Raw genomic sequence first — 16161 nt, forward strand, 5'->3', positions numbered from 1 at the left:
TCACCACAAACTCAAACCCAAAGCCTCCCATTGCCGCGACCGCAGTGGCAATCTCACCGACAAAACCCGCAGAAATCGAATGGGTCACAAGCTCTCAGGATGACGGGTCAAGACGGTGTGCCCGTCCGATCGTCAAAGATTCAATACCCTTCCATAGGCATCGAGCACCGCTTCCTTCATCATCTCCGACAGGGTCGGATGCGGGAACACCGTGTGCATCAACTCTTCTTCCGTGGTCTCAAGATTCATTGCGACGACGTAGCCCTGGATCAGCTCGGTCACCTCTGCGCCGACCATGTGCGCGCCGAGCAGCTGCCCGGTCTTCTTGTCGAAGATCACCTTGACCAGGCCCTGGTCCTCGCCGAGCGCAATGGCCTTGCCGTTGCCGACGAATGGGAAGCGGCCGACGCGGATTTCGCGGCCGTTCTCCTTGGCCCTGGCTTCGGTGAGACCGACCGAGGCGACCTGCGGCTGGCAATAGGTGCAACCCGGGATCAGGTTCTTGTCCATGGGATGCGGATGCAGGCCCGTGATCGCCTCGACGCAGATCACGCCCTCATGCTCGGCCTTGTGCGCCAGCATCGGGGGTCCTGCGACGTCGCCGATGGCGTAGATGCCGGGCACGTTGGTCTTGCCGTAGCCGTCGATCACGATGCAGCCGCGGTCGGTTTTGACGCCGAGCTTTTCGAGGCCGAGATTCTCGACGTTGCCGACGACGCCGACGGCGGAGATCACGCGCTCGAACTCGGTCGTGGCCGGCTTGCCCTTGCCGTCGTCGGTGGTAGCGACGACGCTGTCGGCCTTCTTCTCCAGCTTCGTCACCTTGGTCGAGGTCATCATCTTGATGCCCTGCTTCTCCAGACGCTTGCGCGCCAGGGCTGCGATCTCCGCGTCCTCGACGGGCAGGATCTGCGGCAGCACCTCGACCACGGTGACGTCGGAGCCCATGGTGTGAAAGAACGACGCGAATTCGATGCCGATTGCGCCGGAGCCCACGACCAGCAGCGACTTCGGCATCCGCTCCGGGACCATCGCCTCGAAATAGGTCCAGATCAGCTTCTCGTCGGGCTCGAGCCCGGGCAGCACGCGCGGCCGCGCGCCGGTCGCAACGATGATGTGCTTGGCCTGGTAGCTGCCCTCGCCCAGTGCGCCCTTCGGCGCCTCGACGTCGGACTTCTTCACGGTGACCTTGCCGGGTGCGTCGATCGAGGCGGCGCCCCAGATCACGCTGACCTTGTTCTTCTTCATCAGGAAGCCGACGCCGTCGTTGAGCCGCTTGGAGACGCCGCGCGAGCGCTGCACCACGGCTTTTGGATCGAACGAGACCTTCTCCGCCGACAGGCCGTAATCCTTGGCGTGCTGCATGTAGTGATAGATCTCGGCCGAGCGCAGCAGCGCCTTGGTCGGGATGCAGCCCCAGTTCAGGCAGATGCCGCCGAGATACGATTTCTCGACGATCGCAGTCTTGAGACCGAGCTGGGCAGCGCGGATCGCGGTGACATAGCCGCCGGGGCCGGACCCGATGATGATGACGTCGAAGGATGTGTCGGCCATGCGGGCTCCCGTTCAACTCAAGAGGCGCCGCGGGCGCGGCGCCTGATCAGAAAAGACCTCACCAGCCATTCGAGCATCGTCGCCAAAGCCATCACGGCCAAGGCAATCAGAACGATAGGCTGGGCGATGTTCCGTGCCAGTTGTTCACCGGCAAAGAACGCGGAGTAAAGAAAATCGAGCCCAATCGGGTTGAGCGCAACCACAGCTCCAAGCAGCAGCGATATCCATGGCCAGCGGGTACGGACATGCAACGTTGCCCCCTTTGCCGCGCGTCAGACCATCATCATGACTGGATTTTCGATCAGCTGCTTGAAGGCGCCGATCAGCTCGGCGCCGAGCGCGCCGTCGATAGCGCGGTGATCGCAGGACAGGGTCACGCTCATCATGTGCGCGATCTCGATCTTGCCGCCGCGCACGACGGGGCGCTCCTCGCTGGTGCCGACCGCGAGGATGGTCGCGTGCGGCGGGTTGATCACGGCGGTGAAGTGGCTGATGCCGAACATGCCGAGGTTGGAGACCGCGGTGGTGCCGCCCTGGTATTCTTCCGGCTTCAGCTTGCGCGAGCGCGCCCGCGCGGCAAAATCCTTCATCTCGTTAGAGATGGTCGACAGCGTCTTGGTCTCGGCCTTGCGGATGATCGGCGTGATCAGGCCTCCGGGCATCGCGACGGCCACGCCGACATCGGAATGGTGGTGCTTGACCATGCCGGATTCGGTCCAGCTCACATTGCAGTTCGGGATCTTCTGCAGCGCGACCGCCATCGCCTTGATGACGAAGTCGTTGACCGAGATCTTGTAGAGCGGCTTCTTCTCCTTGTCCTTCGGCGCGGCGGCGTTGATCTCCTCGCGGGCGGCGAGCAGCTTGCCGATTTCGCAATCGATAGTGAGATAGAAGTGCGGGACGTTCTGGATCGACGCAGTCAGGCGCTGCGCGATGGTGCGGCGCATGCCGTCATGCGGGACGACTTCGTAGGAGCCGGGCTCGAACAGCGAAAGGATCTGCTTGTCCGACATGGTCGGCGCGATCGCGGGCACCGAGGATGGGGTCGCCGCGGGCGCCTTCAGGCCCCTGCCGGATTTGGCCTGCTCGACGTCGCGCGCGACCACGCGGCCGTGCGGGCCGCTGCCGGCCACCATCGCAACATCGATGCCGGCGTCCTTGGCGAGACGGCGCGCCAGCGGTGACGAAAATACGCGGCCGCCATGGCCGTTGCCATGTGCAGCGGGAGCCGCGGCCTGCGGCGCGGGTGCCGCGGCAGGCGGCGCTTTCGCAGCAGCCGGTGCCGGCGCGGCAGCAGGAGCTTCAGCGGCTTTGGGCGGCGCAGCCGAGGCGCTTGGCTTGGCAGCCCCGGCGCTCGCGGCCTTCACATCCTCGCCCTCGCCGGCCAATACCGCGATCACGTCGTTGACCGGGACGTCCTGCGTGCCCTCTGGCACCAGGATCTTGGCGATCGTGCCTTCGTCGATCGCCTCGACCTCCATGGTCGCCTTGTCGGTCTCGATCTCGGCGATGACGTCGCCGGATTTGACCTTGTCGCCTTCCTTCTTCAGCCACTTGGCGAGGTTGCCCTTCTCCATCGTCGGCGAAAGAGCGGGCATCAGGATGTTGATGGGCATGCTGACCTCACGAAGAACTTTTCAAAACGTCGTCCTCGAAGCGAAGACGAACAGACCAGGGTTAGTTGCCGATGTCGCCCTGCCACAGCCGCTCATTGGCCGGATTGGAACGCCAATTTTTCATCATGGTGATGGAGCGGTCGTCGGCAAGGTCGATCCAGGGGATGCCGAACTTGTCGAGGATGTCCTTCGACCCCGGGAAAGTAACGGATTCTCCGATCACCACCAGCGAGACCTTGAACAAAGCGAGCGCGCCGGCGCACATCGAGCATGGCGACAGCGTCGTGTACATGACGGTGTCGTGGAACGAGATGGTGCCCGCCTCGCGCAGGCAGCTCATCTCACCGTGCAGGATGACATTGTTCTCCTGCACGCGGTTGTTGTGACCACGGGCGATGATCTTGTTGTCGCGCGTCAGCACCGCGCCGATCGGCAGGCCGCCCTGCGCGATAGACGCCTCCGCCTCGCGGATCGCCTCCAGCATGAAATCGAAATGATAGGATTCGATCGCCACGGTCAGTGCCCCTTCCCGCGCGGTGTCGTCGTGCCGGTATCGGTCGGCCGCTCGATCTCCGCCTGAAACATCTCGAGGATCCGGTTCAGGGCATCCTCCTCGGTATACTCGCTCTCGCGCGCATAGGCGCGCGCGGCGTGACGGGCGAGATCGACGAGCAGCAAGCCCCACATGTCGGGCTCGTCGAAGGCGCGCTGGAACGCCATCGACAGCCCGCCGTCCAGCACGAACACGCGCAGGATCTCAACCGCGTCCTCGCGGGTCATGACGTCGGGCGGTAGCGGCTGCTCCTTCGGGCCCGCCATGGTCTACCTGTAGCAGACGGCTTTGGCGGCTTCGACCACTTCGGCCGCCGAGGGCAGCGCGAGCTTCTCCAGGTTCGCCGCGTAGGGCATCGGCACGTCCTTACCGGAGACGCGCGCGACCGGCGCGTCCAGATAGTCGAAGGCGTTTTCCATGATTCGCGCAGCGATCTCGGCGCCGACGCCGCTCTGCGCCCAGCCCTCTTCCACCGTGACCGCGCGACCCGTTTTCTTGACGGAGTTGACGATGGTCTCGGTGTCCATCGGACGCAGCGTGCGCAGGTCGATCACCTCGGCCTCGATGCCGTCCTTGGCGAGTTCGTCGGCGGCCTTCAGCGCATAGGTCATGCCATTCGACCAGGAGATGATGGTGACGTGGCTGCCGGAGCGCACGATGCGCGCCTTGCCGATCGGGATTACGAAATCGTCGAGCTTCGGCACTTCGCCGGTGTGGCCATAGAGCACCTCGTTCTCGAGGAAGATCACCGGATTGGGATCGCGGATCGCGGCCTTGAGCAGGCCCTTGTAGTCCGCGGCCGAAAACGGCGCGACCACCTTGAGACCCGGGACGTTCGAATACCAGGACGAATAGTCCTGGCTGTGCTGGGCGGCGACACGCGCGGCGGCGCCGTTCGGCCCACGGAACACGATCGAGCAGCCCATCTGTCCGCCGGACATGTAGAGCGTCTTGGCCGCGGAGTTGATGATCTGGTCGATCGCCTGCATGGCGAAGTTGAAGGTCATGAACTCGACGACCGGCTTCAGCCCGGTCATCGCAGCGCCGACGCCGATGCCGGCAAAGCCGTGCTCGGTGATCGGGGTGTCGATGACGCGCTTGGCGCCGAATTCCTGCAAGAGACCCTGGGTCACCTTGTAGGCGCCCTGATATTCCGCGACTTCCTCGCCCATGACGAAAACGTCGGCGTCGCGGCGCATCTCTTCGGCCATGGCATCGCGCAAGGCTTCGCGGATGGTCTGCGTCACCATCTCGGTGCCGGCAGGGACTTCCGGATCGGGCGCGGCGACGACCCGCGGCGCGGACGTCGCAGCCTTGGGCGCGGGTGCCTCGGCCTTTGCGGCGGCCGGGGCTGCGGATTCTGCAGCCTTCTGCTGCTGGACAGGTGCCGGTGCCTTGGCGAGATCCGCGGCGGTCTCGCCATCGGCCAGGATCGTCGCGATCGGCGTGTTCACGGCGACGTCGGCGGTACCCTCGGGGATCAGGATCTTGCCGAGCGTGCCTTCATCGGTCGCCTCGACCTCCATGGTGGCCTTGTCGGTCTCGATCTCGGCAATGACGTCGCCTGACTTGATCGTCTCACCCTCTTTTTTCAGCCACTTGGCGAGGTTGCCCTTTTCCATCGTGGGTGACAACGCGGGCATCAGCACTTGAATTGGCATATCGACTCCAAAAGAAAGCTTGCGCGCGTTCAGCGATAAATGTCGGTCCAGAGCTCGGCGGCGTCCGGCTCGGGATCATGCTGGGCAAAGTCGGCGGACGCGTTGACGATGTCGCGCACCTCGGCGTCGATCGCCTTCAGATCCTGCTCGCTGACCTTGGCGGCCAGCAGGCGATTGCGCACCTGCTCGATCGGGTCCTGATCGTGACGGACTTTTTCGACCTCCTCGCGCGTTCTGTACTTTGCGGGGTCGGACATCGAGTGGCCGCGATAGCGGTAGGTCTGCATCTCGAGGATGTAGGGACCCTTGCCGGCACGGCACCAGGCCGCAGCCTCCTCGCCCGCCGCCTTCACGGCGCGGACGTCCATGCCGTCGACCTGCATGCCAGGAATATTGAAGGAGGCGCCGCGCTTGGAGAAATCCTGCTGCGCCGAGGCGCGCGAGACCGAAGTGCCCATGGCATAGCGGTTGTTCTCGATCACGTAGATCACCGGCAGCTTCCACAGCTCGGCCATGTTGAAGCTCTCATAGACTTGGCCCTGGTTGGCCGCGCCGTCGCCGAAATAGGTGACGCTGACATTGTCGTTACCACGATAGTGGTTGGCGAACGCAAGGCCGGTGCCGAGCGAGACCTGCGCGCCGACGATGCCATGGCCGCCGTAAAAGTGCTTCTCCTTGCTGAACATGTGCATGGAGCCGCCCTTGCCCTTGGAATAACCGCCGCGGCGGCCGGTGAGCTCGGCCATGACGCCGTTGGCCTCCATGCCGGTGGCGAGCATGTGGCCGTGGTCGCGATAGCCGGTGATCACCTGATCGCCCAGCTTCAGGGCCATCTGCATGCCGACCACCACGGCCTCCTGCCCGATATAGAGGTGGCAGAAGCCTCCGATCGCGCCCATGCCGTAAAGCTGGCCGGCCTTTTCCTCGAATCGCCGGATCAGAAGCATGTCGCGGAGCGCCTTGAGCTCCTGCTCCCGCGTAAATTCCGGGGGCGAACCGCCGTTGGTCTTATGCTGTGGGGTGCTCGCGGCGGCTTTCTTAGGTGCGGCCATAGGAATTCCGGGTCAGAGAAAACTAAGCCCTCTCTAACCCAGTTCAAACGCGCGCGAAAGCACCGGGGCGGAATGATATGACTTTCATTATGCCGCACTGCAACGTGATCGAAATATTGGAAAATCTTTGGCGCCGATGCGGCAACAAATTTAATCACAGGCGATTGACGGGGCCGCGCCTCGAAGCGCGGCGCTCGTCAGCGCCCGTTTGCCGGAGAGAGCGGCGCCAAATGACGCCGCCCGCTCCTGCCCGATCAGAAGAAGCCGAGCTTCTTCGGGCTGTAGCTGACCAGCAGGTTCTTGGTCTGCTGGTAGTGATCGAGCATCATCTTGTGGTTCTCGCGCCCGACGCCCGACTGCTTGTAGCCGCCGAATGCAGCATGCGCAGGATACGCATGGTAGCAATTGGTCCAGACCCGTCCGGCCTGGATCGCCCGGCCGAAGCGGTAGCAGCGGTTGGCATCGCGGCTCCAGATACCGGCCCCCAAGCCATAAAGTGTGTCGTTGGCGATCGCGAGCGCCTCGTCGTCGTTCCTGAAGGTCGTGACCGAGACGACGGGGCCGAATATCTCTTCCTGGAAGATTCGCATCTTGTTGTGGCCCTCGAATACCGTCGGCTGAACGTAGAAACCGCCAGCAAGGTCGCCGGTCAGGTTGGCACGTCCGCCGCCGGCCAGCACCTTCGCGCCCTCCTGCTTGCCGATGTCGATGTAAGAGAGAATCTTCTCCAGCTGCTCGCCGGAGGCCTGCGCGCCGATCATGGTGTCGGCCTCGCGCGGATCGCCTTGCTTGATTGCGGCAACCCGCTTGAGGGCCCGCTCCATGAAGCGGTCATAGATGTCTGCATGGACGAGTGCCCGGCTCGGACAGGTGCAGACCTCGCCCTGGTTCAGCGCGAACATGACGAAACCTTCAATCGCCTTGTCGTAGAAGTCGTCGTCTTCTGCGGTGACGTCCTTGAAGAAGATGTTCGGCGACTTGCCCCCGAGCTCCAGCGTGACGGGAATGAGGTTCTGGCTGGCATACTGCATGATCAGCCGACCTGTCGTGGTCTCGCCGGTGAAGGCGATCTTGGCAATCCGTGGGCTCGAGGCCAGCGGCTTGCCGGCTTCGAGGCCAAAGCCGTTGACGATGTTGAGGACGCCGGGCGGCAAGAGATCGCCGACGATCTCGGCCCAGACCATGATCGAGGCCGGCGTCTGCTCGGCGGGCTTGAGCACCACGCAATTGCCGGCGGCCAGCGCGGGTGCAAGCTTCCAGCAGGCCATCAGCAGCGGAAAGTTCCAGGGAATGATCTGGCCGACCACGCCGAGCGGCTCGTGGAAATGATAGGCGATGGTGTCCTGGTCGATCTCGCCGAGCGAACCTTCCTGGGCCCGGATGGCGCCCGCAAAATAGCGGAAGTGGTCGATCGCGAGCGGCAGGTCGGCGGCGCGGGTCTCGCGAATCGGCTTGCCGTTGTCCCAGGTCTCGGCGATAGCGAGGCGCTCGAGATTTTCTTCCATGCGGTCGGCGATCTTATTCAGGATCGCGGCGCGCTCGGCGGCGCTGGTGCGTCCCCAGGCAGCCTTGGCGGCATGCGCGGCGTCGAGCGCAGCCTCGACGTCCTGATGGTCGGAGCGCGCGATCTTGCAGACGATCTGGCCGTTCACCGGCGAGGCATTGTCGAAATACCGTCCCGAGACCGGCGCGACGAACTTGCCGCCGATGAAGTTGTCGTAGCGTGCGGCGAAGGGATGCTTGGTGACGCTGAGGAATTCCACCTTGTTCATTGATCACTCCCGATGTTTGCTGTTTGCGCAAATTCGTCGCGTGGTCGCGACTTGCGCCGACGATGTCGCGGGAGTGATGTTCTGTCAGCCCGGGCGGAAACGATGCTGGAGCCGACCTGTCGCAGTTCTGCGACAGTCGCTGCGGCTGCATGAAGGATGGATCGTGGTCCGGCGAATCGAAAATTTAGTGGTTCAGACCGAACCGGTTGAGCTTTCGGTGTAGCGTGGCGCGGCTGACGCCGAGGGCCTTGGCGGCCGCCGAAACATTGCCACCCGCGCGGAGCATCGCCCGCTGCAAGACCGCGCGCTGACCGCCGGCAAGGTGGTCGTGCGCGGTATCGCCGCCGAGGAGATCGGCCGCGGGCACCGGCTGCAACGGGCGGCCGGGTGCAATCCCAAGTCCCACCCGGGCGGACCTTGTCGCGCCGATCACGAGATCATCCGCATCGACCGCGACCAGACCGCCGCACTGGCCGTCCGTGGCTTGCGTCAGCACGATGCGGGCATGGGCGAACGCCTTGCGAAACAAATCGGCCTCGATCCGCCTAGCCGCTTCACCCGCCGCGAGCGCGATCAGATTGGCAAATGCGTCGGTGCGGTCAGCGCGGCAGGAGGAGACGTCGAGCACGCCGGCGAGACTCCCGTCGTGCTCGTAGATCGGAACGGCGGTGCAGCTCAGTAGCGTGTTGCGGGTGAAGAAGTGCTGATCGCGGTCGATCGTCAGCGGACGCTGCTCGACGAGGCAAGTGCCGATGCCGTTGGTACCCTCGTGCTCCTCACTCCAGAGCGCACCGGTCCACAGGCCCCATGACTCAAAGGTGGCATCGTCGGCCGGACTGCCGCGACGATCGACCGGCACGCCGTCGCTATCGGCAAGCAGCACGCAGCAGCCGGCGGCGCCAACCGCCTGGTAGAGCCGGTCCATTGCCCCTCGCGCGGCGGCCAGCAGCGGCGCGATGCGCTCGCGCGCCGCTCGCAACTCCGCTTCGCTCAGCCGCATCGGCGAGTGACGGCCGCCGGGATCGAGATGATGCAGCCGGGACGAGCGGCGCCACGAGGCCACGAGCGCGGAGCGAGCCGCCTGGCCTGACGCGATGGCAGCCTCGACGCGGGCCGCGTGATGCCGGGGGGCTTGCCCATTCATCGCTGTTTCCTCCGGGTGGCAATCTAGAACGTGCCGACGCTGCCTGATTGATCTGCGTCAAAACCTGGTGTGCAGCGTGGAGAAGGCATGAACCCGGGACGTCGTCGCCGTCAAGACACAACTCCTTCCCCACCTACGACCTTCGGCATGGGCGCAAGAACCGAATGGAACGCGTCGTCGCAAAAGTTGGAATGTGCGTTTCACTCAAGCCTGGAAATACAGAATAGAGCCCAGTCGGCGTGTGACCTATCCTGTCGGCACCGAGACCTCTTCGACAGGAACCGCAATGACCAGCCCGTTTGTCCTTTCAAGACGCTCCCTGATCGGCACGCTCGCAGGCGGCCTCGTAGCCTTCGGCGCGCGAGCGCAGAGCAAGCCGGGCGCACAGATCGATCTTGGCAGCACGACGCTGCGCGTGGCCTACTACAAGGGCGGCTGGCGCGCTTTGCTTCAGGCGGCCGGCGAAGACCAGACGCCCTACAAGATCGACTGGAAGGAGCTCAACAACGGCGTGCTGCATATCGAGGCGCTGAACAGCGACGCGCTCGATCTCGGCTCAGGCAGCGAGATTCCCGCGATGTTCGCCGCGCGCAAGAATGCCAGCGTACGGTTCATCGCGGTCACCCATGAGGATCTCAACACCCAGGTGACGGTTGCCGCCAAGGACGCGCCGATCCAATCGATCGCGGACCTCAGGGGCAAGAAAGTCGGCTATGTCCGCGCCACGACCGCGCATTATTTCCTGGCCAAGCAGCTCGAGGAAGCCGGCCTCTCCTTCAACGACATCGAAGCCATCAACCTGACGCCGTCCGACGGCTATACCGCCTTCGCCTCGGGCAAGCTGGAGGCCTGGGCGATCTACGGCTACAACGGCCAGCTCGCGATCTCCAAGCAAGGCGCACGCCTTCTTAAGACCGGCGTCGGCTATCTCTCCGGAAACTTCCCGATCTACGCCAATCCGAAGGCGGTCGACGATCCGCTGCGGCATGCGGCGCTGGCCGACCTGCTGCTGCGCATCCAGCGCGCCTACGCCTTCGCCAACAAGAACTTCAAGGTCTATGCGACAGCCCAAGTCGCCGAGACGCATCTGCCGATCGAAGATATCCTCGATCAGTTCACCCGCCGCAGTGCTGATTTTTCCCTCGTCGGTGTGACGCCGGATGTCCCCGAGACCCATCAAAAGGTCGCCGACACGTTTCTCAAGCTCGGGGTGCTCGACGCGCAGGTCGACGTCGCAAGGTTCTGGGATACGAGCTTCAGCGAGACGCTCGCCAGCGGCGCAGCCAGGCTAGCGACACTCTGATCAGTTCCGGCCGCTCATCCGAACGAGATCATGCGGATTGGCATAGTCGAGCTGAAAGCGGGCGCGCTCGTCCAGCATGTCGGGATCGATCTTCTCGGAGCGCAGCAGCGATACGCGCTGCTCGCTCCTGGCGCGTTCGCGCTTGAGCTGCGCGAGTTCGCTCGTCAGGGCGATGATCTCCTGGTCGAGTTCCTGGCGCGCATTCAGGCCGTATTTGCCGGTATAGGCGTTGACGCCGAAATAGCCGACGATCGCAGCCGCCATCGCGTAGAGGGCGAGACCGGTCAGGATCGATTTCAGGCGCGCGCGGGAGACCATTTTGGCAAGATGGAGCAGGTTGGTTAAGGGAGTGCTAATTTCCCCTGCCCGGTCGGTTGCATAGAAGCGCGATAAACGGGGCTCTTTCTCACTAGCCGTCATGCCCGGCCTTGTGCCGGGCATCCACGTCTTCGTCGCCACAAGGAAAGACGTGGATGGCCGGGACATCTAGCGCGAAGACGCGCTTCGCGCTCCTGCCCGGCCATGACGGGGACTTCGGTGTGGGCTTCAGCCGTGATGCTTCGCCACGTGCACGGCGAAGGCGTCGATATAGGCCTGGAGCACGGGCTTCAGCGAGTCCTTGATCAGGTTGCCGTCCGCGTCGAAGGCGTCGCCGACGGCGTTCAGGTACATCTCAGGCTGCTGCATGATCGGACCGGCAATGCCGGGCAGGATGTTCTGGAGGGTCTTTGCGGCGCTGACGCCGCCGAGCGGGCCCGGCGAGTTGGAGATGATGCCGACCGGCTTGCCGTTGAACGAGCTCTTGCCATAGGGCCGCGAGGCAACATCGATGGCGTTCTTCAACACGCCCGGGATCGCGCGATTGTATTCCGGCGTGACGAACAGGACGCCGTGCGACTTCTGGAGTTCTTCGCGGAAGGCCAGCCAGTCCGCCGGCGGCGCGCCCTCGAGGTCCTGGTTGAAGAACGAGATCCCCGCCGGCGTGACGACCTCGAGCTTGAGAGATGCCGGCGCGAGCTTGGCGAGCGCCTTGGCGATCTTCAGCGAGAAGCTGTCCTTGCGCAGGCTGCCGGCGATGGTGACGATGTTGTAGGCCATGGTTGTCCTCGAAATCTTCAGCGGGAGTGTCGCGCCGGCACTTAAGCGATCCCGGCCGATGCATGCAAGTGCATGAACCGATCCGATTTGGAAACACTGAGTTTCGCGAAAGGAGACCGTCGCCCCAAAACAATCAGGCCGCCACAAGGCGGCCTGATCATCGAATGCGATGTCGGACTGATCAGATCGTCGGATTCTGGGCCAACAGAATCATTTATTCGGATTGATGAGGAATTTTTCGCCGGTCGCCCGTTTGGCGTAGACCGCGATATTGGCGGGATCGAGCGCCTCCTGAAGCGACACCACTTTGGTGTAGTGGCTGGCAAAGGTTGTCTTCAATTCATCGACCACGCGCTGGCGAAGCTTCGCGACGTCCGCCTGCCCGATCTTCATCAGGAACGGAAACAGCAGCCAGCCGCCGACGCCCCAGGCCATGCCGAAGCCGCGCGGCAGCTCAATCGGGCGGACGTCGAGCGCGCCGTAGACGTAGACCTGCTTGTGCACGTTGGAGCCGTAGCGGCTGTACTCCTTGGCGGTCTTGTTGATCGCGGCTTCCATGCAATTGAGGATGTCGCCGGCGAGCTTGCCGCCGCCGATCGCGTCGAAGGCGATGGTGGCGCCGGTCTCGACCAGCGCCTTGGTGAGATCGTCAAGGAAGCTCGGCGCGGTGGAATCGACGACATATTTGGCGCCGAGCTTGTGCAGGATGTCGGCCTGCTCCTTGCTGCGCACGATGTTGACCAGCGGGATGCCGTCCTTGATGCAGATCTTGTTCAGCATCTGGCCGAGATTGGAGGCCGCCGCGGTATGCACCAACGCCTTGTGGCCCTCGCGACGCATGGTTTCGGTCATGCCGAGCGCGGTGAGCGGATTGACGAACCAGGACGCGCCCTCCGCTGCGGTGGTGCCTGCGGGCAGCGACTGGCAGTCCCTCGCCTTCAGGGTTCGGTACTGCGTGTACATGGCGCCGCCGATCATCGCGACGGTCTTGCCCATCAGCGCCTTCGCAGCGTCGGACGAGCCGGTCTTGATGACAACGCCTGCGCCCTCATTGCCGACCGGCATGGACTCGTCGAGCCGACCGGCCATTGCCCGCATCGCGCCCTCCCGCACCTTCGCGGTGATGACTGGAGACTCCTTCGTGCCCGACACCTTCGCCGTGCTCATGTCGGCCGCGCCAACCAAAAGCCCGAGATCGGACGGGTTGATCGGCGCCGCCTCGACACGGACGACGACCTCGTCCGGCCCGGGTTCGGGGGTCGGCACGTCGACCAGCGAGATCTCGAGCTCACCGCTCTTCTTGATCAGCGAACGCAGTTGCAGGCCGTTGTTGCCGTCGCTCATGTCGATCCTCCCTGTGTTGTCAAAGCGCCGGCTTATGCCAGCGCCTTCAGTGCCGCCTTGCCGCCGTAGAGCGCCTGCTTGCCGAGCTGCTGCTCGATGCGCAGGAGTTGGTTGTATTTGGCGGTGCGGTCGGAACGCGCCAGGGAGCCGGTCTTGATCTGTCCGCAATTGGTGGCGACCGCGAGGTCGGCGATGGTGGAATCCTCGGTCTCGCCGGATCGATGCGACATCACCGAGGTGTAACCGGCTTTGTGCGCCATCTCGACGGCGGCGAGCGTCTCGGTCAGCGTGCCGATCTGGTTGACCTTGATCAGGATCGAATTGGCCCGGCCGGCCTTGATGCCTTCCGCCAGGCGCTTGACGTTGGTGACGAAGAGGTCGTCGCCGACCAGCTGGCACTTCTTGCCGATGAGGTCGGTAAGCTCCTTCCAGCCGTCCATGTCGTCTTCCGACATGCCGTCTTCGATGGTGACGATCGGATAGCGCGAGACCAGATCGCCAAGATATTTGGCCTGCTCGGACACCGAGCGGGTCTTGCCCTCGCCTTCGTAGACATACTTACCGTCCCTGAAGAACTCGGTCGAGGCGCAGTCCAGCCCGATCACGATATCGGTGCCGGCCTTGTAGCCGGCCTTGCCGATCGCGTTCATGACGAACTCGAGCGCGGCGTCGGCCGACGGCAGGTTCGGGGCAAAGCCGCCCTCGTCGCCGACATTGGTGTTGTGGCCGGCCTTCTTCAGCTCCGACTTCAAGGTGTGGAAGACTTCGGCGCCGTAGCGAAGGCCCTCGGCGAATGAGGACGCACCCACCGGCAGGATCATGAACTCCTGGAAGTCGATCGGGTTGTCGGCATGCACGCCGCCATTGATGATGTTCATCATCGGCACCGGCAAGAGCCGCGCCGAGGTGCCGCCGACGTAACGGTAGAGCGGCATGTCGAGCGAGTTCGCGACCGCCTTGGCGCAGGCCAGCGAAACGCCGAGGATGGCGTTGGCACCGAGCCGGCTCTTGTTCGGCGTGCCGTCGAGGTCGATCATGATCTGGTCGATCTGGACCTGCTGCTCGGCATCGATGCCGCTCAGGGCCTCGAAGATCTCGCCATTGACGGCGCCGACCGCCTTGGAGACGCCCTTGCCGAGATAACGGGCCTTGTCGCCGTCGCGCAGTTCCACCGCCTCGTGGGCGCCGGTGGAGGCACCTGATGGCACGGCGGCGCGCCCGAGCGCGCCATCCTCCAGCACGACATCGACCTCGACGGTGGGATTGCCACGGCTATCCAGGATTTCGCGGCCGATGATGTCGATGATGGCGGTCATGATGGTGCACTTCCGTTCTTTAGGTTTGATCGGTTCGCCGCGGTCTTACACGGAGCGCAAGCAAATGTGAACGCTTGGGCGGCGCCCTTCGACTGACGCGTGAAGCGGCTCGGACTAAGCTTGACCCTGCCTGATCTGCGCGTCCAACCTCCATCTCAAATAGTCGGGGTAACGCCATGAATCGCCGCCAGTTTCTTGCCTCGAGCGCCGCCTTGTTCGCGATCCGCCCAAGTTTTGCGCAGGAGGGACCGTTCCGGACAAAATATTTCCCGATCAGCCCCGGCATCGGCCTGCACGACGTCACGCCCGCGCCCGACGGCACCGTCTGGTTCACCGCGCAGGGCAAGGGCATGCTCGGTAGGCTCGATCCGAAGGACGGCAGTTTCAAGACCGTCAGTCTCGGCCAGGGCGCCGCCCCCCATGGCGTGACGATCGGCCCTGATGGGGCGCCCTGGATTACCGAAGGTGGCCAGAACGCGATCGCGCGGGTCGATCCGGCGGATTTGAAGGTCACGTTGTTCCGCTTGCCGGAGAAATTCGCCTCCGCCAATCTCAACACCGGCGTGTTCGATAAGGCCGGCACCTACTGGTTCACCGGACAGTCCGGCTATTATGGCCGGCTCGCGCCAACATCCGGCGACATGACGGTGTTCAAGGCGCCGAAGGGCGTCGGGCCCTACGGCATCACGGTCACGCCCAAGGGCGACGTCTGGTACGCCTCGCTCGCCGGCAGTTATGTCGCGAAGATCGACCTGGCGAGCGGCCATGCGACCGTGGTCGAGCCGCCGACGCCGAACCAGGGCTCGCGGCGGGTCTGGTCGGATTCGAGGAGCCGGATCTGGGTCAGCGAGTGGAACAGCGGCCATGTCTCGGTGCACGATTCCGCCGATGGCTCCTGGAAAACCTGGAAGCTGCCGGGCGAGCGTCCCCGCGCCTACGCGGTCTATGTCGACGACAAGGACAAGGTCTGGCTGAGCGACTTTTCCGCCAATGCGATCGTGCGCTTCGATCCCGCCACCGAAAAATTCACCAGCTTTCCCAGCGACCGCGCCAACGCCAATGTCCGCCAGCTCGACGGCCGGCCGGGCGAGCTCTGGGGCTGCGAGTCCGGCAACGACCGCGTGGTCATGATCCAGACGACCGCAACCGGTTGACGACGGCCACAATTGCGTCCATCCCGGCGTCCTCTGGAGCGCGATCCAATCGCGCTCCAGTTTTGATTGAGCATGATCTTTTCGGAAAAAGAGGCATCCACTTTTCCGGATCATGCTCGAAAGGATGCAAACGATGGCGAAAAAATCCCTCCAGCTCGGGCGCGCGGTCGAATGGCCGCACACACCGGAGGAAGCGCAGCTCGACCGCGTGCCTAATCCGCAAATGGGCACCGACTTTCTGGTGCGGTTCACCGTGCCGGAATTCACCTCGCTCTGCCCGGTCACGGGACAGCCGGATTTCGCGCATCTGATGATCGACTACGCGCCGGGTCCGTGGCTGCTGGAGTCGAAGTCGCTCAAGCTCTACATCGCGAGCTTCCGCAATCACGGCGCCTTCCACGAAGACTGCACCGTGATGATCGGCAAGCGCATCGCCGCCGAGATCAAGCCGAAATGGCTGCGCATCGGCGGCTATTGGTATCCGCGCGGCGGTATACCGATCGACGTGTTCTGGCAGACCGGCCGCGTGCCGAAGGGGTTATGGGTGCCGGAGCAAGGCGTCGCGCCGTACCGCGGGCGGGGCTGATCTCCGGC

The 16161-nt window shown here is 63.9% G+C and carries 16 protein-coding genes; 3 read left to right on the top strand and 13 right to left on the bottom strand.

The window, feature by feature from the left end; all coding sequences use genetic code 11:
- Nucleotides 1-132: 132 nt before the first annotated feature.
- From lpdA to IVA82_RS11915, 9 genes are all read right to left on the bottom strand, one after another.
- The gene (gene lpdA, locus IVA82_RS11875; protein WP_247383774.1) at nt 133-1554 is read right to left on the bottom strand and encodes a dihydrolipoyl dehydrogenase; all 1422 of its coding nucleotides are present in this window, start codon (nt 1552-1554) and stop codon (nt 133-135) included.
- Between the two features lie 17 nt (nt 1555-1571).
- A complete protein-coding gene (locus tag IVA82_RS11880) occupies nt 1572-1805 on the bottom strand; it encodes a hypothetical protein (protein ID WP_247383775.1) in 234 nt (77 codons plus the stop codon).
- A 21-nt stretch (nt 1806-1826) separates the two neighbouring features.
- A complete protein-coding gene (locus IVA82_RS11885) occupies nt 1827-3170 on the bottom strand; it encodes a pyruvate dehydrogenase complex dihydrolipoamide acetyltransferase (protein ID WP_247383776.1) in 1344 nt (447 codons plus the stop codon).
- A gap of 61 nt (nt 3171-3231) precedes the next feature.
- Nucleotides 3232-3684: a nucleoside deaminase gene (locus tag IVA82_RS11890; RefSeq protein WP_247383777.1), complete on the bottom strand. Its 453-nt coding sequence runs from the start codon at nt 3682-3684 to the stop codon at nt 3232-3234.
- Between the two features lie 2 nt (nt 3685-3686).
- Nucleotides 3687-3989, bottom strand: a complete 303-nt coding sequence (locus IVA82_RS11895) for a DUF5076 domain-containing protein (RefSeq protein ID WP_247383778.1) — start codon at nt 3987-3989, stop codon at nt 3687-3689.
- A 3-nt stretch (nt 3990-3992) separates the two neighbouring features.
- Nucleotides 3993-5384, bottom strand: coding sequence for a pyruvate dehydrogenase complex E1 component subunit beta (locus tag IVA82_RS11900; protein ID WP_247383779.1), 1392 nt, complete (start codon nt 5382-5384; stop codon nt 3993-3995).
- A gap of 29 nt (nt 5385-5413) precedes the next feature.
- Nucleotides 5414-6436: a pyruvate dehydrogenase (acetyl-transferring) E1 component subunit alpha gene (pdhA, locus tag IVA82_RS11905; RefSeq protein WP_247383780.1), complete on the bottom strand. Its 1023-nt coding sequence runs from the start codon at nt 6434-6436 to the stop codon at nt 5414-5416.
- A gap of 254 nt (nt 6437-6690) precedes the next feature.
- Complete coding sequence (gene adh / locus IVA82_RS11910; protein WP_247383781.1) at nt 6691-8208, bottom strand: aldehyde dehydrogenase; 1518 nt, start codon at nt 8206-8208, stop codon at nt 6691-6693.
- Nucleotides 8209-8392: 184 nt separating this feature from the next.
- Nucleotides 8393-9352 carry a GAF domain-containing protein gene (locus IVA82_RS11915; protein ID WP_247383782.1) on the bottom strand — a complete coding sequence of 320 codons (960 nt, stop codon included), beginning with the start codon at nt 9350-9352 and terminating at the stop codon, nt 8393-8395.
- Nucleotides 9353-9638: 286 nt separating this feature from the next.
- On the opposite strand from IVA82_RS11915, the gene IVA82_RS11920 reads away from it, so the two are divergent.
- The gene (locus IVA82_RS11920) at nt 9639-10655 is read left to right on the top strand and encodes an ABC transporter substrate-binding protein (protein ID WP_247383783.1); all 1017 of its coding nucleotides are present in this window, start codon (nt 9639-9641) and stop codon (nt 10653-10655) included.
- Here IVA82_RS11920 and IVA82_RS11925 read toward each other — a convergent pair whose 3' ends face one another.
- The 4 genes from IVA82_RS11925 to eno all read right to left on the bottom strand — a co-directional run bounded on the left by IVA82_RS11925 (nt 10656) and on the right by eno (nt 14413).
- Nucleotides 10656-10973: a septum formation initiator family protein gene (locus IVA82_RS11925; RefSeq protein ID WP_247383784.1), complete on the bottom strand. Its 318-nt coding sequence runs from the start codon at nt 10971-10973 to the stop codon at nt 10656-10658.
- A 228-nt stretch (nt 10974-11201) separates the two neighbouring features.
- Nucleotides 11202-11753, bottom strand: a complete 552-nt coding sequence (locus IVA82_RS11930) for an NAD(P)H-dependent oxidoreductase (RefSeq protein WP_247383785.1) — start codon at nt 11751-11753, stop codon at nt 11202-11204.
- Between the two features lie 210 nt (nt 11754-11963).
- A complete protein-coding gene (locus tag IVA82_RS11935; protein WP_247383786.1) occupies nt 11964-13097 on the bottom strand; it encodes a zinc-binding dehydrogenase in 1134 nt (377 codons plus the stop codon).
- Nucleotides 13098-13129: 32 nt separating this feature from the next.
- Complete coding sequence (eno, locus tag IVA82_RS11940; protein ID WP_247383787.1) at nt 13130-14413, bottom strand: phosphopyruvate hydratase; 1284 nt, start codon at nt 14411-14413, stop codon at nt 13130-13132.
- A 176-nt stretch (nt 14414-14589) separates the two neighbouring features.
- Here eno and IVA82_RS11945 point away from each other — a divergent pair, with 176 nt between their 5' ends.
- Entirely contained in the window at nt 14590-15567 is a 978-nt protein-coding gene (locus tag IVA82_RS11945; protein ID WP_247383788.1) for a lyase, read from the top strand.
- Between the two features lie 124 nt (nt 15568-15691).
- On the top strand, nt 15692-16153 hold the full coding sequence (queF, locus tag IVA82_RS11950; protein ID WP_247383789.1) for a preQ(1) synthase: 462 nt from the start codon (nt 15692-15694) through the stop codon (nt 16151-16153).
- Nucleotides 16154-16161: the final 8 nt, after the last annotated feature.

The sequence above is a fragment of the Bradyrhizobium sp. 142 genome, from assembly GCF_023074015.1.
Lineage (GTDB): Bacteria > Pseudomonadota > Alphaproteobacteria > Rhizobiales > Xanthobacteraceae > Bradyrhizobium.